Annotated in this window: 19 protein-coding genes and 1 tRNA gene; 17 read left to right on the top strand and 3 right to left on the bottom strand. The window is 44.9% G+C overall.

The window, feature by feature from the left end; translation table 11 throughout:
- Nucleotides 1–116: 116 nt before the first annotated feature.
- Nucleotides 117–2,993: a 2-oxoglutarate dehydrogenase E1 component gene (locus MHI43_RS20475; RefSeq protein WP_036661538.1), complete on the top strand. Its 2,877-nt coding sequence runs from the start codon at nt 117–119 to the stop codon at nt 2,991–2,993.
- A 5-nt stretch (nt 2,994–2,998) separates the two neighbouring features.
- Nucleotides 2,999–4,273, top strand: a complete 1,275-nt coding sequence (odhB, locus tag MHI43_RS20470) for a 2-oxoglutarate dehydrogenase complex dihydrolipoyllysine-residue succinyltransferase (protein ID WP_036661535.1) — start codon at nt 2,999–3,001, stop codon at nt 4,271–4,273.
- A 78-nt stretch (nt 4,274–4,351) separates the two neighbouring features.
- Here odhB and MHI43_RS20465 read toward each other — a convergent pair whose 3' ends face one another.
- On the bottom strand, nt 4,352–4,519 hold the full coding sequence (locus MHI43_RS20465; protein WP_176502423.1) for a hypothetical protein: 168 nt from the start codon (nt 4,517–4,519) through the stop codon (nt 4,352–4,354).
- A gap of 174 nt (nt 4,520–4,693) precedes the next feature.
- Here MHI43_RS20465 and MHI43_RS20460 point away from each other — a divergent pair, with 174 nt between their 5' ends.
- The 5 genes from MHI43_RS20460 (at nt 4,694) to selB (ending at nt 10,839) form a co-directional block, all read left to right on the top strand.
- Complete coding sequence (locus tag MHI43_RS20460) at nt 4,694–5,776, top strand: lactonase family protein (RefSeq protein ID WP_036661533.1); 1,083 nt, start codon at nt 4,694–4,696, stop codon at nt 5,774–5,776.
- A gap of 239 nt (nt 5,777–6,015) precedes the next feature.
- Nucleotides 6,016–6,807, top strand: coding sequence for an SDR family NAD(P)-dependent oxidoreductase (locus MHI43_RS20455; protein ID WP_015736211.1), 792 nt, complete (start codon nt 6,016–6,018; stop codon nt 6,805–6,807).
- A gap of 90 nt (nt 6,808–6,897) precedes the next feature.
- Entirely contained in the window at nt 6,898–7,146 is a 249-nt protein-coding gene (locus MHI43_RS20450) for a DUF1450 domain-containing protein (protein ID WP_015736210.1), read from the top strand.
- 385 nt (nt 7,147–7,531) lie between these two features.
- Nucleotides 7,532–8,923: an L-seryl-tRNA(Sec) selenium transferase gene (gene selA, locus MHI43_RS20445; protein WP_036661529.1), complete on the top strand. Its 1,392-nt coding sequence runs from the start codon at nt 7,532–7,534 to the stop codon at nt 8,921–8,923.
- Between the two features lie 29 nt (nt 8,924–8,952).
- Nucleotides 8,953–10,839 carry a selenocysteine-specific translation elongation factor gene (gene selB / locus MHI43_RS20440; RefSeq protein ID WP_036661527.1) on the top strand — a complete coding sequence of 629 codons (1,887 nt, stop codon included), beginning with the start codon at nt 8,953–8,955 and terminating at the stop codon, nt 10,837–10,839.
- A 9-nt stretch (nt 10,840–10,848) separates the two neighbouring features.
- Here selB and MHI43_RS20435 read toward each other — a convergent pair.
- Nucleotides 10,849–10,944, bottom strand: a tRNA-Sec gene (locus MHI43_RS20435).
- Nucleotides 10,945–11,257: 313 nt separating this feature from the next.
- On the opposite strand from MHI43_RS20435, the gene tatC reads away from it, so the two are divergent.
- The 5 genes from tatC (at nt 11,258) to MHI43_RS20410 (ending at nt 14,465) form a co-directional block, all read left to right on the top strand.
- Nucleotides 11,258–12,025 carry a twin-arginine translocase subunit TatC gene (tatC, locus tag MHI43_RS20430; RefSeq protein WP_036661525.1) on the top strand — a complete coding sequence of 256 codons (768 nt, stop codon included), beginning with the start codon at nt 11,258–11,260 and terminating at the stop codon, nt 12,023–12,025.
- A 13-nt stretch (nt 12,026–12,038) separates the two neighbouring features.
- Nucleotides 12,039–12,197 carry a twin-arginine translocase TatA/TatE family subunit gene (locus tag MHI43_RS20425; protein WP_036661523.1) on the top strand — a complete coding sequence of 53 codons (159 nt, stop codon included), beginning with the start codon at nt 12,039–12,041 and terminating at the stop codon, nt 12,195–12,197.
- Nucleotides 12,198–12,217: 20 nt separating this feature from the next.
- On the top strand, nt 12,218–12,742 hold the full coding sequence (locus MHI43_RS20420) for a MauE/DoxX family redox-associated membrane protein (protein ID WP_036661521.1): 525 nt from the start codon (nt 12,218–12,220) through the stop codon (nt 12,740–12,742).
- An 11-nt stretch (nt 12,743–12,753) separates the two neighbouring features.
- Nucleotides 12,754–13,347, top strand: coding sequence for a redoxin domain-containing protein (locus tag MHI43_RS20415; protein WP_036661519.1), 594 nt, complete (start codon nt 12,754–12,756; stop codon nt 13,345–13,347).
- Between the two features lie 524 nt (nt 13,348–13,871).
- Nucleotides 13,872–14,465, top strand: a complete 594-nt coding sequence (locus MHI43_RS20410; protein WP_036661517.1) for a hypothetical protein — start codon at nt 13,872–13,874, stop codon at nt 14,463–14,465.
- Between the two features lie 80 nt (nt 14,466–14,545).
- Here MHI43_RS20410 and MHI43_RS20405 read toward each other — a convergent pair whose 3' ends face one another.
- Nucleotides 14,546–15,451 (bottom strand): rhodanese-related sulfurtransferase, encoded by a 906-nt coding sequence (locus tag MHI43_RS20405; protein WP_015736209.1) that lies wholly within the window; start codon nt 15,449–15,451, stop codon nt 14,546–14,548.
- A 200-nt stretch (nt 15,452–15,651) separates the two neighbouring features.
- Between MHI43_RS20405 and MHI43_RS20400 the strand changes: the two genes are divergently transcribed.
- The 5 genes from MHI43_RS20400 (at nt 15,652) to MHI43_RS20380 (ending at nt 21,087) form a co-directional block, all read left to right on the top strand.
- Nucleotides 15,652–16,290 carry an SGNH/GDSL hydrolase family protein gene (locus MHI43_RS20400; protein ID WP_036661515.1) on the top strand — a complete coding sequence of 213 codons (639 nt, stop codon included), beginning with the start codon at nt 15,652–15,654 and terminating at the stop codon, nt 16,288–16,290.
- Nucleotides 16,291–16,585: 295 nt separating this feature from the next.
- Nucleotides 16,586–17,623, top strand: a complete 1,038-nt coding sequence (locus MHI43_RS20395; RefSeq protein ID WP_036661512.1) for an ABC transporter substrate-binding protein — start codon at nt 16,586–16,588, stop codon at nt 17,621–17,623.
- Nucleotides 17,624–17,683: 60 nt separating this feature from the next.
- Nucleotides 17,684–18,604 carry an ABC transporter permease gene (locus MHI43_RS20390; RefSeq protein WP_036661509.1) on the top strand — a complete coding sequence of 307 codons (921 nt, stop codon included), beginning with the start codon at nt 17,684–17,686 and terminating at the stop codon, nt 18,602–18,604.
- The gene (locus MHI43_RS20385) at nt 18,604–19,398 is read left to right on the top strand and encodes an ABC transporter ATP-binding protein (RefSeq protein WP_015736205.1); all 795 of its coding nucleotides are present in this window, start codon (nt 18,604–18,606) and stop codon (nt 19,396–19,398) included. Before MHI43_RS20390 ends, MHI43_RS20385 begins: the two co-directional genes overlap by 1 nt.
- 300 nt (nt 19,399–19,698) lie before the next feature.
- Nucleotides 19,699–21,087, top strand: a complete 1,389-nt coding sequence (locus tag MHI43_RS20380; RefSeq protein ID WP_036661506.1) for a helix-turn-helix transcriptional regulator — start codon at nt 19,699–19,701, stop codon at nt 21,085–21,087.
- Nucleotides 21,088–21,213: the final 126 nt, after the last annotated feature.

Raw genomic sequence — 21,213 nt, 5'->3', positions numbered from 1 at the left:
GTATTATAATGTAATCGTAAGAAAACGTTTATTTAATGTAAAATGTAGTATGCAAAATGTAAAATTAGAAATTCCGTCCTTGAGCAATCAAAATAATCTGACGGAGGGAGTCAGCGATGAAGACCCTTGACAGAATGACAGAGGGACCATGGCAGAAATATCACGGTCCGAACTTGGGGTACATTCAAGATCAGTATGAGAAGTTTTTGCAAGACCCGCAATCTGTGGAGCCAGGATACCGCGAGCTGTTCGCAAGCTGGGGACCGCCTCCATCTTTGGAAAACAATGAAAAGAAAGCGGATTCGCAGGGACAAGGTGTAAGCTACGACCCGCAATTGATGAAAAAAGGGGTAGCTGCCGGCAAACTGGTGTGGAACATTAGAACCTACGGTCATCTGGCCGCAGACATTGATCCGATTGGAATCGGAAACGAAGCCGACACGCGTCTGCTTCAACCGGAAAGCTACCAACTCAGCCAAGCGGATTTGGCCGCCCTGCCTGCAGAGATCGTCTGGGAGGAGGCTCCTGGCGATATCAAGAACGGCTTAGAGGCAATCCAGCGGCTGTTGCAACTATATACAGGCTCCATTGCCTATGAATTTAGCCACGTCCACGATGAAGAAGAACGCAAGTGGCTCAACCAGCAGGCCGAATCAGGCCGCTACTTGTCCGACATGAGCGTTGAAGAGCGCAGGGGATTGTTGAAGAAGCTGTTCGAAGCCGAGCAGTTCGAGGAATTCCTGCATCGCACGTTCGTAGGCGCGAAGCGCTTCTCGGTTGAGGGCAACGAGGCACTCGTGCCGCTGCTCGACGAGATCGTTCGCCAAATGGCCGAAGCGGATGTCAACTCCATTCTCGTGGGTATGGCGCACCGCGGACGTTTGAACGTTCTGGCTCATGTGCTGGGCAAGGATTACGGCAAGATTTTCTCGGAGTTCATGCACTCTCCGAATAAACATTTGGTGCCGTCCGAAGGCTCCATGGGCATCAACTACGGCTGGACGGGCGACGTAAAGTACCATTTGGGCGCGGACCGTTACCTGAAGAAGGATGAGGCCCGACAGGTTCGGATCACGCTTGCGAACAATCCGAGTCACCTGGAATACGTCAATCCGGTAGTAGAGGGCTTTGCTCGTGCCGCCCAGGAGGATCGCAGCGAAGCGGGTTATCCGAAGCAGGATGTGAACAAAGCGCTGAGCATTCAGATTCATGGCGATTCCGCGTTCCCTGGCGAAGGCATCGTGCCGGAAACCTTGAACTTCAATAAATTGCCGGCGTTCCGTACGGGCGGATCGATTCACATCATCGTGAACAACCGCATCGGATTCACGACGGAAGGCAAGGATTCCAGATCGACCCATTATGCGAGCGATTTGGCAAAAGGCTATGAGATTCCGATTATCCACGTGAACGCGGATGATCCGGAAGCGTGTATCGCAGTGGCCCGTCTTGCCAGCGATTACCGCAACAAGTTCAAGAAGAGCATTCTGATCGATCTTGTCGGCTACCGGAAATATGGCCACAACGAGACGGACGATCCGGAAACGACCCAGCCGCTGATCTACCAGAAGGTGAAGAACCATCCAACCGTCAGCACGATTTATATGAAGAAACTGGTGGATGGAAACATTCTGACCCAAGAACAAGTGGACGGTTTGAAGAACGGCGTCGTGGAGGTCTTGAAGAACTCTTACGAGAACGTGAAGACGAAGGATCCGGTTGATCAGATTCTGCTCGGACTGAACCCTACGGACGGCAAATCCAAGACGGAAGCCGCGACGAATGTATCTGCAGAGGTGCTGCGCGGCATTAACCGCGAGCTCCTGCAGTGGCCTGAAGGCTTTACGGTGTATCCAAAGCTTCAACGCATCCTCGAGCGGCGCAGCAACTCGCTTGACGAGGGCGAGAAGGTGGACTGGGGTCATGCCGAAACGCTGGCCTTCGCTACGATTCTCGCTGACGGCAAGCCGATCCGGATCACGGGACAGGATGCCGAACGTGCAACGTTTGCCCATCGAAACCTGGTGCTTCACGATGCGGTTAATGGAGAAACCTTCTGCCCGCTGCACCGGCTGCCGCAAGCCAAGGCATCGTTCGCGATCCATAACAGCCCGCTGACCGAAGCTGCGGTCGTTGGATTTGAATATGGCTACAATGTGTACTCTCCCGAGACTTTGGTGATCTGGGAAGCGCAGTACGGCGATTTCGTCAACTGTGCACAGGTGATCATCGACCAGTTCATTACGGCCGGACGTTCGAAGTGGAGACAGAAGTCCAGCTTGGTGATGCTGCTTCCTCACGGCTATGAAGGAAACGGCCCAGAGCACTCCAGCGCCAGATTGGAACGGTTCCTCCAGCTGAGCGGCGAGGATAACTGGACGGTTGCGAATCTGACTTCGGCCGCCCAATATTTCCACCTGCTGCGCAAACAGGCTTCCCTGACCAACACGGACGATGCCAAGCCGCTGGTGGTTATGGCTCCGAAGAGCTTGATCCGTAACCCGCGTGTCGCGTCGTCTGTGAACGCGTTCAGCGAGGGCGGTTTCCAGAAGGTAATGGAACAGCCGGGTCTAGGTCAAACACCTAAGAAGGTGGAACGCCTTGTATTGTGCTCGGGGAAAATCGCGATCGACTTGGAAGACGCGCTGGATAAGCAGAAGGGTGAGGACCAATCCTGGATCCACATTCTTCGTGTGGAACAGCTGTATCCTTTCCCTAAAGAAGAAATTTCCCGTGTGATGCAGAAGTATCCGAACCTGAAAGAGATTTTGTGGGTTCAGGAAGAGCCTCAGAACATGGGCGGCTGGAGCTTCATGGAGCCGAGAATTCGTGAAATTGCACCTAAAGGCACAGAGGTCCGTTACAGCGGACGTCCTGAGCGTTCGAGCCCTGCTAGCGGATATCAGGATGTTCATGCTTATGAGCAACAGACCATCATTTCTTTTGCCCTTAATCGTAAAACTATAAATCAAGAGATCTCATTGGGGAGGTAGCGGCTGTGAGCGAAATTACTGTACCAGCTATGGGCGAATCCATCACCGAAGGAACGATATTCAAATGGCACGTAAAAGAAGGGGATAGCGTCAACATCGGTGATGTGCTGCTCGAGTTAGAAACGGATAAGGTTAATCTTGAAATTAGCGCAGAGTCTGAAGGCGTTGTGGAAAAAATCCTTCGTCAAGAAGGGGAGAACGTAACGATCGGCGAAGTGATCGGTCAAATTTCTCCGCAGGAAGGCGTTGCAAGCGCATCGGCGCCGAAGGCAGCTGAAGCTCCTGCCTCCGTGCAAACGGAAGCTGCTTCGGCACCCGCCGCAGAAGCACCGAAACCACAAGCTCCGGTACCGGCTCAGAACGAGGAAGGAGCAGGTCTGACTGCATCGCCATCCGCACGCAAACTGGCTCGTGAACGCGGGATTGATCTGGACCAGGTACAGGGCCGCGACCCGATCGGTCGGATTTACCATGATGATGTGAAGAATCATAACGAAGCTAAACCGTCTGCGGCGCCTAGCAAGCCGGCAGCTTCAACGCCTGCACCGGCAGCACAAGCACCTGCTGCCGAGTATGGCAAACCGGTTGAACGTACCCGCATGTCCCGCCGTCGTCAAACGATTGCGAATCGTTTGGTCGAAGCGCAGCATACGGCTGCCATGCTGACGACCTTCAATGAGGTGGATATGACCGCGATCCTGGACGTGCGCAAGCGTCGTAAGCAAGCATTCCAAGAGAAGCATGACGTAGGGCTCGGTTTCATGTCCTTCTTCACCAAAGCGGTCGTGGGTGCGTTGAAGAGATTCCCGCATCTGAACGCCGAGATCGACGGCGACGATATCGTCGTGAAGAAATTCTATGATATCGGTATTGCGGTATCCGCCAAAGAAGGGCTTGTCGTTCCGGTCGTTCGCGATGCCGATCGTCTTGGTTTTGCCGAGATTGAGAAGGAAATCGGCAATCTGGCTGCCAAAGCCCGCAATAACGCGCTGTCCTTGTCTGAGCTGCAAGGCGGTACGTTTACGATTACGAATGGCGGCGTCTTCGGCTCGCTGTTGTCTACGCCGATCCTGAATACGCCTCAGGTGGGTATCCTCGGCATGCACAAAATCCAGCTGCGCCCGGTAGCGATTGATGCTGAACGCATGGAAAATCGTCCGATGATGTACATTGCATTGTCTTACGATCATCGGATCGTTGACGGTTCCGAGGCGGTTCGCTTCCTGGTAACCGTGAAAGAGCTCCTCGAAGATCCGGAGTCGCTGCTTCTGGAAGGATAAATCATCCAAGGCAAAGAGACTCACCTATATAAGAAGGCCGCATGGCAGTGTCCATGCGGCCTTTCTTTTATTGCCCGATTAGGATTTAGATTGATTTTTATCGTCTGGATCGGGAAGATCCCGGGGATTCCAATTCTCAGCCTGAGGCTCCACATCCTGATGCTTCTTCACCTTGTCGCGTTGTTCCTGGGAGTCGTTCTCCGTGTCCTGATGATTGCGTACTTCTTCGCTGTTCGGTTGTTTCATGGGAATACCTCCTTCAGTCAATGTAATACATACATACCCGGTATGGCAAAAGACAAACAGGCTGCAAACGGCAAGTCATTTGATTTTCATCAGGGTTGAAGTTAACATGGTAACTGAAAGTATCACTACATAGGACATGAAATGATAGATATACGAGAGGAGAGATCGGATTTTATGGCGAATCCATCACAGCGCACACTGCTGTTTACAGGTGCGTATGCGGAAGATAATCAAAGCGGGGTATGTGTTTATGAATTTAACGAGGACAGCGGCGAACTGAAGCTGCTTGATGAAGTATCCGGCATTAAGAATCCCACTTTCTTGAACGTCGATCCGGATAACGGACGTTTGTATGCCATCGGCGAAATTGCAGATCAAGGCGGCAAAGCAGCCGAGGTCATCAGCTTTGAAATTGACCCGGAGGCCGGCAAACTGACCGAATTGAATCGTACCCGCAGTGTCAGCAGCTCCACTTGCCACATTCAGCGTGATGAATCCAGCAAGTATCTGATTGTTTCGAGTTATCATGGAGGCCTGGTAGGTCTTCATTCGATCGATGAGAATGGACAAGCCGGCAAACTGCTGGATGAGAAGAAACATACGGATCTCGTGACAGTGCGTGATGATCAGCAATCCAGAGCGCACTCGGCATTTTACAGCCCGGATGGTCAATATGTGTTCGTACAGGACTTGGGATTGGACAAGATTCTTGCATATACGATAAATGAGAATAAGCAAGAGCTGAGCTTTCACGGCGAAACCCAGCTGGACGCGGGCGTAGGGCCCCGTCATTTGGCTTTCCATCCAAGCGGTGTCTATGCTTATGTCATCAACGAGCTGAATTCCAGTGTAACGGTGCTTCGCTACGATCAAGAAGCAGGACGTTTAAAGGTGCTGGAAACGGTATCGACACTGCCTGCGGATTTTGACGGGGAGAGCTATTGCGCCGAAATCGCCGTGTCACCGGATGGCAAAACGGTATACGGATCGAACCGCGGACACGACAGCATTGTAGTATTTAACGTGCATGAAGATACCGGTCGTCTAAGTCCGGTTCAATATATTTCGACGGAGGGCGGCCATCCGCGTCATTTTACGCTCATGCCGGGGGGGAAATTCCTTATCGTTGCCAATCGGGACGGGAATAACCTGGTATTGTTTAACGTGAATCCGGAAGACGGCAAGCTTGACTTTACCGGGTATACGGTTTCGCAATCCAAGCCGGTATGCGTAAAACCTGCGGTATTCCAACGATAGGCCTGGAAGACCCGCTCCTCTCATAGGAAATGAATGCAAAGAGATCGTTCTTACGGCTCGAATGGTAAGGTGTTACCATGAGGCGGGGGACGATTTCTTTTTTTTGTATCAGGTTAGCATTGCCGCTGGGATATGGTTGAGTACTGCTTGCTGCATGGCAGGCCCGGATTGCCAAGATTCAGACAAGGACTCGTTGGGTTATCTATAATCATGAAAACTTAAACGAGGAGGTTGTGGCAATGACAACAAATCAACGTTTGGATGGTAAGGTAGCCATCGTTACCGGTGCTGGTTCCGGAATCGGCCGGGCCGCAGCCCTTCTTATGGCAGAGCAAGGAGCTAAACTGCTGTTGATCGACATCGATCGTGAACGCGTAGAGAATGTGAAGAAGACCATAGAAGATGGCGGGGGCGAAGTGCTCACGGGCAACTGCGATATTTCCAAAGCGGAATCGCTGAAGGATTGCTTCAGTCAAGCCGCCGAGCAGTGGGGAAAGATTGATATCGTATTTGCGAATGCCGGTATTAATGGGACCAAGGCTCCGATCGAGATCATGGAGCTGGATGAATGGGATGCTACCATTAACACGAACTTGAGAGGAACGTTTGCTACGGTAAAATACGCGATTCCTTATTTAAAGGATCATGGCGGCAGCATCATCATTACGAGCTCCATAAACGGAAACCGGGTATTTACCGGGTTTGGTTTCTCCGCATACAGCACCACGAAGGCGGGACAGGTGGCTTTCATGAAGATGGCGGCGCTGGAGCTCGCCCGCTACAAAATCCGGGTGAACGCCATATGCCCAGGCGCGATTGCAACGAATATTGATGAGAGCACCATTGCGAAGCCGGAGCTGGACGAGGTGACGATTCCGATTGAATATCCGGAGGGAGACCAGCCGTTGGCGGACGGACCGGGACAGCCATCACAGGTTGCCCAGCTCGTAGCCTTTCTAGCATCGGATGATGCTTCCCATATTACCGGTACGGAAATTTATATCGATGGTGCGGAATCCCTCATCCATTGATCAACCCCTACGATCGATTTGACAAATTCATGCGTTTTCCTCATAATGAATGAACGAATTGTCAAATGAATAGTGGTGATAAAGATGGGGATGGGGATTGTTGTTGTGGAAATTTGCGACAGCAACTTGATGAGTGCTTTGGAACTTGAGCATCTTGAGGAATTGTATCCCGAAATCGCTGTCCTGCGGGCGGATTGCATGAATCTTTGCGGTCTATGCAAGCTGCGTCCATATGCACTGGTGAATGGTAAACGTGTATTCGCGGCAACGACGGAAGAATGCGTCGAGAAGATCAAAGCTGCTATCGAAGCTGAATTGGCTGTTTTCCACGATATTTAATCGCTAGAAACAATTAAATACATGTTGATATCATCCCTTTTAGCACTCAAATGTTGAAAAGTACATCTGAAACGATGACTTAACTTTTGTTGGCTGAAAGGGATTTTTACATATTGCAACATAAAAAATTTGAATTCGTTTTTCTACACGATCTGAAGAGCAACATTCCATCTTAAGAATTATTTAGAATTTCAATTTTAGCGGTTGCTTGATACAGAAACTATGATTATACTTTGATTCAAAAGGAAAAATTATGAAAATAAATTTGCTTATACTATAATTGGCATCTTGTAAAAAATAAACCATAAGATATTCCTTCATACAATAATATACACTATAAATTGATGTAATTAAGTATTCCTATACTAAAACCAAGGAGAAATATATGATCCTTCGTTCGATTCCCTCTGTTGCCAGCATATTAAACAATCCCATTATAAAAAATATTGCAAAAAATCATGCAGTATCATCCGACTATATCACAATATTAATAAAAAAGTATCTTGAAGAAGTGAGAAGCGAAATCGTCTCAGGGCAGTTGACATCCATATCGGAGGACCAATTGCTAAACGATTTTGTCGATTATATTTGGAAGCGTTTAAAACCCAAAATGGTTCCAGTCGTCAATGCCACTGGCGTTGTTTTGCATACCAATTTAGGACGTTCCGTACTTCCGAATGAGGTTAATCAGCATCTAACAAAAATAGCCGGAAGATACTCGAATTTAGAATATAATCTTGAAACGGGAAATCGCGGATCCAGACATGATATCGTCGAACAAATTATTACGACTTTGACAGGTGCTGAAGCAGCCTTGGTTGTAAATAATAATGCGTCTGCTGTATTTCTGATACTGAAGGCAATAGCTTCAGGAAAGGAGGTTGTTGTATCCCGAGGTGAAATTGTTGAAATCGGCGGATCATTTCGTATTTCTGACATCATGAAGGAAAGCGGGGCTGTTCTTAACGAAGTTGGTACAACTAACCGCACATATACTTATGACTATGAGCGAGCAATCAATGAGAATACGGCTATGTTGCTTAAGGTCCACAAGAGCAATTTTGTAATGAATGGATATACGCATTCTGTAATGACTGAAGACCTCGTCATGCTCGGACAGAAGCATCATATTCCGGTGTATGAGGATCTTGGCAGCGGTGTATTATACGATTTGAAAAAACACAATATCGGAAACGAGCCGTTTATTAAAGAGATTGTCGACAAAAAAGTAGATTTGATCAGCTTTAGCGGCGATAAACTGTTAGGAGGACCTCAAGCGGGCATTATTATTGGTAGACGCGATCTAATTAATACATTAAAGAAAAATCCGCTCATCAGAGCCTTGCGACCGGATAAGTTAACTCTCGCTGCTTTAGAATCCACGCTATTATTGTATCTTGATGAAAAAAAGTTGGTAGAAGAACTACCAACACTTAGAGATATCCTGCTTACTCCACAAGAAATTAAGAAAAAGGCAGAGGAACTTTGTGACCTACTGTTAGACGACTATAAACCATATGCTGAAATCATTCCAGATTACTCTGAGATCGGTGGCGGGTCGATGCCTGATGTTAAATTGCCTTCTTTTGTTGTCGCGGTTAATTCCGATCGATTCGATGTACAGTGGTTGGAAAGAGAACTACGAAAGAATGATCCTCCGATCATTGCTCGTATTCATAAGAATGCTCTTCTTCTAGATGCTAGGACGATACAGGCGGACGAAATTGTGATTGTTGCGCAAGGATTAAACGAGATCTTTGGTACCCGGATAATTTAAAACTTTTGAATAGCATTGGAGAACAAACTATGTATTATACGATTGGAATCGCTGGTCATATTAACCACGGTAAGACTTCATTAACGAAGGCATTAACGAATATCGATACCGACCGTTTGAAAGTAGAAAAGGAAAGAAATATCTCCATTGAGCTAGGTTATGCTCAATTCTCATTATATGGTATAGAAGCATCCATTATCGATGTACCGGGACATGAAAAATTTATAAAAAAAATGATTGCGGGGGTCGCAGGGATAGACCTTGTCATCCTGGTCGTTGCCGCAGATGAAGGGGTTATGCCCCAGACGAGAGAGCATATTGAAATTCTAACGCTGTTAGGGATCGTGAATGGCCTAATCGTTGTCACGAAAATTGATAAGGTAGAACATGATTTTCTGAAGATGGTAGTGGAAGATATAAACAAGGTTGTAAAAGGCTCCATTTTTGAAGGAGTTGAAGTGTTGTTTGTGGATAATATAAGAAAAATAGGGGTGGATGAACTAAAGCTATCGCTACATGAAAAGCTGAAAAAAATCCCGCAACGAGTATCTAACGGAGCTTTAAGATTACCGATTGACCAGGTTTTTACCATTCACGGTCATGGAGTCGTTGTAAGAGGGACAATATACGAAGGGGTTGTAAAAAAAGGGGATACGTTAACCGTATTGCCACAACAATGCGCCGTAAAGGCAAAGGAAGTTCAAATACATAACTGTTCTAAAGATAAAGCTTCTGCAGGTCAGCGAGTAGCCATAAATATTGGTGGTGCACTTAAACAAATCAAAATAAAGAGGGGCGATGTTATCGTAACATCGACCAATTTCACACTAAGTACGATGATGGATGTGTCACTTAACTCAGTAAATCATCTTCAATATCCTGTAAAACAACGTACCCCCATCCAATTTTATTGTGGAACAACCGAATCCTCGGGATACATTGTATTCTTCGATCGCAATGAATTACGCGAAGGCTCTGAAGTTTTGTGTCAAATTCGATTAGAGAATCCGATTGTCGTTAGACGCGGCGATCGTTTTATTATAAGACGGCCTTCACCTGCAGAAACCATTGGTGGTGGATGGGTTATTGGTACGGCCGGCGAAAAATATCGATTTGGTGAAGAAACGATTCAGAAATTATTGCAACAAAGAGAAGCAAATCCGGAAGAAAGAGTACTAGATCTATTATCAACAAAAAAAAGTTTGGATAAGAATGAAATAATTAAGTCATTGTCAATTAGCGGCGATCAGATCGACGTAATACTAAATGGGATGATAGACAGCGATCAAATTGTTGAAATCGAGCCTAGTTTTTTCACTTCTAGGGAAGTTTATAAAGATGTAGGATCCCAGGTAAAGGCTGAAGTGCACAAATACCATGGATTAAATCCTTTTCGAATCGGGATAAGCAAAGCAGAGTGCATTCAAATTTTGGAAAGAAATTTTCCTAAAAAACTAATTGAGGCGGTAATAAAAAAGGAAATAAAAAAGGGAACCATTGCAAGGGAGCAGCACATTATTTATTTGACAGATTTTGAGCCTCATATCCCGAAAGAACTTGTGTCGAAATTTGACAGAGTTTTAGACAATTTAAAGCATGATCGGATGGAGGTGAAGGAATGGGGGGAATACTTGAGAAGCGAAAATGTTCATAGTCGATTTGAACATGAATCATATCATTTCATGATTACGAAAAAACTGGGTTATCCAATAGGCGATAAACATCTTATTCATTATGAAACTTTTGAGGATCAATATAAATTATTATATCACGCAACAAAACAACTTCCATTTTCTCTGCAAGATGCAAGGGAGATCTTAAGTATACCAAGAAAAAATCTAGTTAAGTTTCTCGAACTTCTGGACCACTTACAATTTACCCAGAGAGTAAAAGAGATCCGAAAATGGACATTGTGAATGAGTTAATGGCGAGACTGTGTGGGAATCGAACCCACCGGAGATCCAATAATCTCCCAAAAGGTTTTGAAGACCTAGAGGAACACCAGTATCCCAGCCAGCCTCAAATATCTAATTTTGGAACCTCATTATACAACTATATATTCACATTATCAAGCATCGTCTACAGATCATAGTTCGTAGTTCAGTTTCATATTTATGCAATCATACTTTTTGAGCTAATGGTCCTATTTGAAAGAATTATTAATATAACTATAATAAATATTACCAAGTAAATATTTGGGTTCTATTTCTTTTATTTGGATATTTTAAAGAATATTGAAATGACATGCTGGAAGGAGGGAGATTAAGTCAAATTCCATCGGCGTTTCGTTCTTAGCAATCCGAATACAATTACTCGTAATACTTGGGAGAGAAAATGTTAAATGAAATTGAAAAAATAAGCGCTATTGAAGAACCTCGTATTTATGATAACGATTCTAAGAAATTTATTGAACATTTTTATGAGCTTCGAAAGAGATTACTTTATTTCGTAGCTGCATTTTTAACGAGTTTAATTATTACTTATTTTACATCGCCATATGTTGTGAATTTGTTGAAATCGTCAGCAATTTCTCACGAAATTGAACTAAATGTTTTTAAAGTCACGGAATCCGTTTCTATTTATGCTAAAACGATGCTCCTTCAAAGCGTGTGTTTGTCATTTCCAATCTTAATTATGCAATTGTTTCTTTTTATAAGGCCGGCAATTAGCAAGAATATCACAAAAGGCTTTATAGTTTTCTCAATTATCGTATCTATCCTCTTTTTTCTTGGAGTGCTCATTGGCTATTATTTCTTGACACCATTTTTATTTTCCTTTTTTCTGGGTGTTACCGAGGAACTGAGTATGAATACGATGTATAACTTCTCCGATTACTTTCAGTTCGTATTTATGATCTGTTTATTGACCGGATTAATACTGGAAATCCCCGCATTTATGGTTTTTTTAACTCATCTAGGAATCATATCCCCGACTACAATTAAGAAATTTCGTAAATTTTTATATCCCATCTTTTGTATAACTGCTGTTGTTTTAACTCCACCTGACTTTATTTCGGATATTACCGCAATGATTTTATTAATCTCAATTTTCGAGATTGGGCTAGCCTTGTGCGCTTTTTTAGAAAATAAACGGAAGAACTGAAAGGGGGGAGGTTATGTTTAATCAAATCGGCGTCCCAGGCATTATTTTATTGTTGATTCTTGGCCTTATCGTATTCGGGGCGAAGAATTTACCGTCAATGGGAAGATCGCTAGGCTCCGCTGTGAAAGAATTTAAAGAAGGGATTTCGAGTAAAGAACCTAATGATCAATAAAATCGAAGGGAACTATATTTATGTTAGAGCTAGCGGGCAGCATATTAAAAGTTGTGTTTTTCTTGATTTTTTTAATATCCTCGGTACCAAAGCTTGCCAACATAAAAAAATTCGTTGATGGCGTCATCGAGTATAGAGTCGTTCCAAGGAAATTATCTGTTATGTATGGTTATACCCTGCCTGTCATCGAACTGTTTGCTTCAATTTTGATTATATTTCACGCAAGTTCATCCTACGGCTTTATGATGACTTTGTTGCTGCTGGTCAGTTTTCTTATGGCGGATATCATGGTTATCAAGTCAAAACGATCCGTTACATGTTCATGTTTCGGAAACTTCTTGGAAAGCCAAGTTGATATTTTTTCGCTGTACCGAAATGGTGCCTTAATCGTATTGAATGTTTTGGCAATAGGATTAACATTTTCTCAACATACTATATACTCAGTAGCATCATCGGTATTAGGCGTGGTTATAGTCTTTATCTACTTTCTTTCGCAGAAAATATGGAATGATTATAAGAAAAACATGAAGCTATTAAAAGCCTAACGGGAGGGTTTATGGACATATTATTTTATTCTAATGTGCTCTTGTGGATAGTTGTTTTATTCATGTTGTTCTCATTATTTCTTCTTTATAGACAATTTGGTACCGTGTATTTGGGCACACGTGACGCCATTACTCGAGACGGTATATCCATCGGGAGCAAGCTGCCTGAATTTTCAGCAAAATCGTATTTTTCGAATGAAAGAATACCGATCGATTCATTTTATCATAAACCGACATTGATTGCTTTTATCTCGCCTGGTTGCAAACCTTGCCAGGAGTTAATTCCCGAATGGAATAAAGCTTATATGAAATATAATGAAAAAATCAACTTTGTTATAGTAGGGCTCGGGGACAAGACTTCGTTTTCCAAACTTTTAGCGGATAAATCATTGATTGGCGAACTATTATTAGATGAAGAAAGAGAGATACTAGCATCCTGTCAGGTTAGAGTTACACCGTTTGCATTTGTTATAGACGAGAATGGGACAGTCAAAGGAAAAGGATTATGCAACGGTATCGAACACATCCATGGTTTAATATCGGCACTTGAAGGTGAATCTGTGTTAGTTGAAGAAACAAATCTCCCTGAAAGGACGGTAAAATAAATGATTAAATGGCTTGAATCGGTTGATAGGTTTACTAAGGTTATGGCTGAAAACTTGGAACGAAAAGTTTCACGATCAACGTTCTTAAAAACAGTTCTTTCGACTGCTTTCCTTTCATTCGTTTCTTTCTCGGCACGTCCGGTTTTTGCGGATGGATCTTCCTCGTGGTGCCAAATTTGGGGATACGATCAATCTGCGACTTGTAATTTTCCTAACCGGAAAGCTTGTCCAGGGTGTTCAAGTTCACAATCAAGCAAATGTCCAACGGGTTATAAAGTCTCTTATGCGCATGGTTACGAATCGACAGGCTGCTGGTGCTTAGGTTATTCTTGGGGTTCCATAGCTTGTTGTGATTGTACATTAAGCGGTAACGACTCCACTCGACCATATTCATCGGATTGTGGATGTGCCGTGACAATAAGATAAGGGGGAAATTAGACTTGGAATATGTTGAGTTCATCATATTGTTATTCTTGGCTTGCACAGCAGGCGTAACTAAAGTCAGCACAAATTGAGGGCTAAATGTGACCTTCGAGGTCAGTCTTCTCGGTGAGAAGAATTTAAAAACAAGAATGAAGTGCTGGGCTAACTATTTGATGGCTTCGTCCCTTTCTGGCGCGCTATCAGGATTTTTGTATACTTTATTATTATTTGTCGTTTTCTCATGGTTGCCGTACATTCTAAAAATGATATTCATGATCGTATTAGTCGGATTATACATGCTGCATGATTATAAAATTTTAAACTTAAAAGTCCCACAGCGGAAATGGCAAATCCCGGCCTCATGGGTTAATGGACCTCCGGTTCGAAATATGTGGGTTTGGGGAAGCATTCTGGGGGCGGGGATCTTTACGTATTTACCATTTATGACCTTCTATATTTTGTACATCTATATTGGTCTTTTTAAAGATCCAACCGTCGGGCTGCTTTTCGGTTTTTTGTATGGTTTTTCACGCGCAATGCCAACAATACTTTTCTCGTTAAGAAAAGAATTGGATGTAACTAAAGTTAGAAGCTTGTATAAGAACAAAACCGGATTTTATAAATCCGTAAATGGTATTGCATCCATGTTATTCTTGATTTATTTAGTGATGGAATTGACAATATCGCTAAAATGATAAATGTTCTAAATAAATAAGCGACCGTTCCTCGCAATTGTTAGGGACGGTCGCTTGTTATTTCTTCAGGTTATTTATAATCAGGAAGCGTTGTGGCTTGCAGCAACAATTTCTTCGCACTCCGCTGAGCAGCAGCCATGATGAAGCTCCTCACACTCTTCGCAGCACACATGCTGCAGGTGGCAAGCGTCATTATCGCAGTTGATATACCGATCTTCGGGCTTTCCGCAATGGTGGCATTTGCCCACGATAACATCCTCGTCCGTTTGATTGATCGGAACGGAAATGCGCTCATCAAACACATAACATTTTCCGTCGAATAGACGGCCCTGTACTTCAGGATCTTTCCCGTAGGTGACAATACCGCCCTCAAGCTGGGCAACATCTTTGAAGCCTTCCTTGAGCATAAATCCGGTCAGTTTCTCGCAGCGGATGCCCCCTGTGCAGTAAGTCAGGATGGTTTTATCCTTGTGCTCGCTCAGGTTCTCGCGAATCCATTCCGGAAACTCCCGGAAGGATTGCACCTCAGGTCTTATTGCATTGCGGAAATGACCGATGTCGTACTCATAGTCATTCCGTCCGTCGATGACGATGACATCATCACGCTGCAAGTGTTCAAAGAATTCCTGGGGCGATAGGCGTTTTCCGCTGATCACGTTAGGGTCGAGTTCATCCTCGACACGGAACGTAACGAGTTCTTCGCGGTGACGCACGAACATTTTTTTGAAGGCATGCCCTTCGGATGGGTCAATCTTAAACACCATATCCGCAAATAGCGGATTGGCGTGCATATCCTGCATATATTGCTCAGTCTGTTCAACCGTACCGGATACCGTACCATTGATGCCTTCGGAGGCAACCAGGATGCGTCCTTTGAGCCCGAGATCTTTGCAGTATTGCAGATGCTCGTCTTTGAACGCTTCAGGGTCCGGGATTTGAACAAATTTATAATAGAGAAGGATCTGATAGTTCTGTTGCTCTGACATGATTTAATCACCTGTTCTTTTTAAGATTCAGCCATACGTATACCTATAGAATTGTAGTGAATTCATTCCACATAGTCAACTTAAATGTATAGAAAGTTTGCCATGATATGTGAATTTAAGGGGTTTCACGAATGCTTGAAAGCGGTTATGATGAAGGGGTGAGCAGGTGAACACTTTCATTATTGGAGGCGTTGAACAGCATGGTACATATCGAGCAAAATGCACTCGTATTGTTTCAAGGCGACAGCATCACCGATTGCGGGCGAAATTACGAGGAGTCGGACAGTTTGGGGCATGGATACGCGCTGATGGCTGCTGCCCGGGTTGGTATGGAGCTGCCTTTGAAAAGGCTGCGTTTTGTAAACCGGGGAATCAGCGGCAACCGGGTCGTCGATCTGCGGGGGCGCTGGGAGGAAGATTGCATCGATCTGGATCCGACATGGGTATCCATCCTGGTCGGCATCAATGAAACCGGCAGGAGATTTAATCGCGGCGAAACCACGTCCGTGGAAGCTTATTATGAAGGCTACAGGGAGCTGCTAATCCAAACCCGCGAGTTGACCGGCGCGAGCTTCATTCTCATGGAGCCCTTCCTGCTGCCCGTTACGGAAGCGAAGAAGGAATGGCGAGAAGATCTGGATCCCAAAATTCAGGCCGTTCGCGAATTGTCGCGAGAATTTGAGACGCTGTACGTTCCGCTCGACGGCATTTTTGCTGCAGCCAGCTCCAAGATAGAGATGAGTTATTGGGCGCCCGATGGCGTGCATCCATCGCCGGCAGGGCATGCTCTTATGGCAGATGCGTGGCTTGCGACCATGCAGGGCCGTTCCATTCTGTAGAGGTAATTTTAAGATTTTTTCTACTATATAAATATGGTTTCGTTATACTGGCATCCCCGGAGATGTGTGACATCCGGGGATGTTCTTTATGGAAAGCATCCTCCATTAGAAAATCTTGATTGACGAATACAATTGGGTACATATAAAATGTTCATAATAGACCGTTGTTCAATAGGAACGACCTGTTTTTTGACTTTAATGCTTTCGTCTATGAAAGCGGGGAAGCGTTGTCGCTTTATGTAGAAAATTATGGTTTGGAAAGCAAAACGGTTAACAAATTGAGAGGGGATTCATGATGAAGAGAAAAATGTGGTTATCACTTACACTCTCCGCACTGCTGGTTACGGCTGTTGGATGCGGGGACAAGCAGGAAGGCGGCGCGACCCAAACTGGCAGTGGCGGAGAAGCAGAGAAGAAATCCTATAGCATTGCGATTTCTCAGATCGTAGAGCACCCATCCTTGGATGCAACGCGGGAAGGCATTCTGGCAGCATTGAAGGACGCTGGAATTTCGGAGGATGACAAAACGCTGAAGATTGATTACAACAATGCACAAGGTGACCCGGCGAACAACCTCTCGATTGGACAGAAGTTGAAGGATACGAAAGCGGATCTGGTGATCGCAATTGCAACCGATTCGGCACAGGCTGTGGCGCAGAACGTGAAGGAGAAGCCGGTCTTGTTCGCAGCTGTAACAGATCCGCTCGATGCGAAGCTGGTCAGCGATTTGAAGAAACCAGGGGGCAACATCACCGGGGCATCTGACACGAACCCGGAAGCAACCAAACAATTGATGAATTTTGTAAATACTCATTTTCCAAATGTTAAGAGGATTGGTTTGGTCTTAGATGAAGGAGAAGCAAATGCGGTTGTTATGGCCAACACGGCAGAAGAGGTGCTTTCGGAGCATGGAATCGAGCTTGTGAAAGCTGCCGTTACCAATACTTCGGAAGTGAAGCAAGCAGCGGAATCGCTAGTCGGTAAAGTCGATGCCTTTTATATCACGCTGGATAATACCGTGGTAAGTGGAGTCGAGACAATTATTCAGACAGCACAAAAAAACAAAATACCGTTCTTTTCCAGTGACCGCGATACGGTGGAGAAGGGAGCTTTTGCAACGGTTGGTTTTAAGTATTACGACCACGGCTATCAAGTTGGACAGATGGCCGTAGAGATCCTGAAAAACGGCAAAAATCCGGCGGACATGGAAATCACGAAGCCGGATAAGCTGGATCTGATCCTGAACACGAAGGCTGCGGCTGAATATGGAATTGAAGTGACCGACGCCATGAAACAAGAAGTCAAGGACCCGGACAACAACATCATCGAGTAACGGTAAGGCGCGGAGATAACAGCCCGCGCCTTACTTCTTAATCCTTAAGGAGGTCATGACATGCTGGATTTCGTGATGAGGCTGGATGGTCCGATTGAATTGGGGCTGCTGTATGCGCTGATGGCACTTGGCGTGTATATTACGTTCCGGATTCTGGATTTTCCGGATCTGACGGTGGATGGAAGTTTTACGACAGGCGCAGCGATTGCAGCGATTCTGATTACCAACGGTGTGAACCCATGGCTTGCCACGCTTGCCGCATTTGCCGGAGGTATGTTAGCCGGTATCTGTACAGGCCTGCTGCACACCAAGGGTAAAATCAACGGTTTGCTGTCGGGCATTATTATGATGATTGCGCTGTATTCGATCAATATGAGGATCATGGGCAAGCCTAATATATCGTTGAGCCAGGAAGCGAATATCTTCGGATCGATCGATCCGATTTATATTATGTTAGTGATTGTGATCATCGGCAAGCTGCTGCTGGATGCATTCTTCCGGACGGATCTTGGTCTTGCGCTGCGCGCGACAGGCGATAACAAGCGGATGATCCGCAGCTTTGGTGCCAACACGGACACAACAACCATTCTGGGACTCAGCATCTCGAACGGGCTGGTGGCCTTATCCGGAGCAGTGGTTGCCCAGCAATCCAGTTTTGCGGACATCGGCTCCGGTATTGGAATGATTGTCATTGGTTTGGCATCCGTTATTATCGGCGAAGCCGTTCTTGGAACCGGCTCGGTATTCCGGACGACGCTGGCTGTCGTCTGCGGTTCGATTATCTATCGGATTGTCGTTGCCGCTGCTTATGAGATTCCATGGCTCGAAGCTTCGGATTTAAAATTGATCACGGCGATCATCGTCATTATCGCTCTCGTGGTTCCGACCATCAACCGGGCGATGAAGCAGCGTTCACAGGCACGGAGGCGCTCAACCGAACTGTTAGCTACGCAAGGGAAGACCAAAGGAGGTGCCCTCTGATGCTGGAAATGAACCATGTGTCCAAGCTGTTTAACCCGGGGACGGTGGATGAGAAAATCGCCTTGATGGATATCAATCTTCGCTTGAAGTCGGGGGATTTCGTGACGGTTATCGGGAGTAATGGTGCGGGCAAGTCCACGCTAATGAATATCATTTCCGGGGTAATGAAGCCGGATGCGGGTGAAGTGCGCATTGACGGCACTTCGATCGGCCATCTGCCGGAATTCCGTCGCAGCCGTTGGATCGGCCGGGTATTTCAGGATCCGATGGCGGGCACGGCGCCGCATATGACCATTGAAGAGAATCTGGCGATGGCATATCGTCGCGGCCAGTCCCGCGGGCTCAGCATAGGCGTTACAGCATCCAAGCGGGCCGGATTCCGCAAACATCTAGAGCGGCTTGGCATTGGACTTGAGGATCGGCTCCGAGCCAAAGTAGGAATGCTGTCGGGAGGAGAACGTCAAGCGCTAAGCTTGCTAATGGCAACCTTCACGCAGCCGCAAATCTTGCTGCTCGATGAACATACGGCAGCGCTCGATCCGGCTCGTGCGGAGCTGATTACCCGAATAACCGATGACATCGTACGCGACATGAAGTTGACCACGCTCATGGTCACGCATAACATGGAGCAAGCCATCCGTCTTGGCAATCGTCTCATTATGATGGATAAGGGGCGCATCATTCTGGATGTGGACGAAGAGCGCAAGAAATCCCTGACGGTGGAGCAGCTGCTTGGGGAATTTGAGCAGATTAGCGGCCATAAGCTGTCCGATGATCGTTTGGTGCTGGGGTAAAATTTTACTTCAAGACAAGGAATTTTTGGACTGAAGATTGATTAGAAAGTTCTTCATAGAATTCATCAAAAAAAGCGCTTCCGAAAATTTCGGAGCGCTTTTTCTCATAGTGTCATTTCATTTGACGATATATAAATAGAATAGGATTTACAAGGAAATTGGGATTTTTAAATCTTATTGGGTATTTTATGTAAAAAAATGACGTAAATAAGTATTGACCGCTGGAATATTAATTAATATGATTACTGTATAGAGAAATATACTAATATTTGGGTTCTGATCCTGGAGGGTGGTGTTAGCTTGGAAATGACAGCCACGATTCGCGAACAAATGGAAGAGTTTCTACATAAGAACGAAATGACGATTAATCGGTTTGCTGAAATATCGGAGGTCAACAGCGGCACACTCAGCAACATTCTGAATGGGAACCGCCCGATTTCCATGCAGCAACTGGACCGAATTACGTCAGGCATGGGTCTGGAAGAGGGTTATTTCTACGAGTTGTACATAGATGAGTGTATTTTTCATGCTACGCCGGATTGGCGTCGATTGGGACCGTTTCTTCACAGGTGCGCGGAACTGGGGAAGCTGGATTGTTTGGACAAGGCTGTCCGAATGACGATGGATAATATTTCTTACTCCCCGCTGCTCTTTGAAACAGCCGAGCTTTTTTTCAAAGAGGGAAAGCATGAGGCGGCCGTGCTGCTCTACAGGAGTGTGGCTGAGAGCGAAAGATTCCAGCATTCGGAGCGGCTGGCCCTTTGTCAGTACCGGTTGTTTACGCTCGGGCTTACGGATGATCAGGAAATGAATTCGCGGGCAGCAGTATACTTCGAACCTTATATTGATCGTTTAGATGAAGTGTATCAATTGGATGCGCTAAAAGAGCTTATTAACTTAAATGTATCGTTAAATAGGTGGAACAAAGTTGAAGAGTTAGCCCATAAGATGGGAAGAATTGCCTCAATTCAGTATCAATTTGAAGTAGGAAGGGTTGGACAAGAAGTTAGTGGGAAGAAACCAGTTGTTTTCTATATGTTATATTCATACTTAGTAAAAGCCACTGTTTGTTATGAACGTGGAGAAATTGATTTAGCATTGGAATATGTTTCGATGTATTCTGAACCGGAATGGCTCAAAGAACAGCCAAATGAAGAAGAGCGTCGTATTATTAATCAATTTAATGAGTGGGCGGAAGCAAACAGATTTCTTTATAAACTAATGGCTGGAAATAACGGAGCTCTTTCTGAATATGTAAATTACATTGCTGATAAAGAAGACGAAATATTTCTTGCAATTTGTAATATCATGATTGCTGCAAATAGATATCAACTGCAAGTTGACCATATTCTAGAAAGATTTAAGGGATATATTGAATTCAAAGAGCAACGTAATCATATAGGGGAAATTATTCAACAAATTACTGCTGATCGATATACAAGGTTGTTAACAGAATTGGGAATATATTATTTGAATTTAAAGCACTTTGAAAAAGGTTTACAATTTATTTTAGAAAGTTTACAGCAATCAATAGCTATAAACAATGACAATGGAATGTTAAGATGTATGGCATTATTTGAACAATTCCGAGAGTTTTCTACAATTGACTTACAACAAAAATATAGAAAATTAGTATGTGAAGTACAGAAGTTGAATGAAGAAAAAATAGGTCTTGCCCTTAAGTATTAACTAAGAAAATCTCTTATCTTAATCTTCAGTCTAGATTTTTGTTATCATAATGTAGCATAATTATCTTGGAAAGCCTGGTAGATTCTATTACAATTATACAAGGCGTAATTCGTGAATATATGCGAA

The organism is Paenibacillus sp. FSL H8-0457 (genome assembly GCF_038051935.1).
Taxonomy (GTDB): domain Bacteria; phylum Bacillota; class Bacilli; order Paenibacillales; family Paenibacillaceae; genus Paenibacillus_AQ; species Paenibacillus_AQ lautus_A.
Note: the sequence above shows the minus strand (reverse complement) of the source record. Positions and strands in the feature narration are given on the sequence as shown.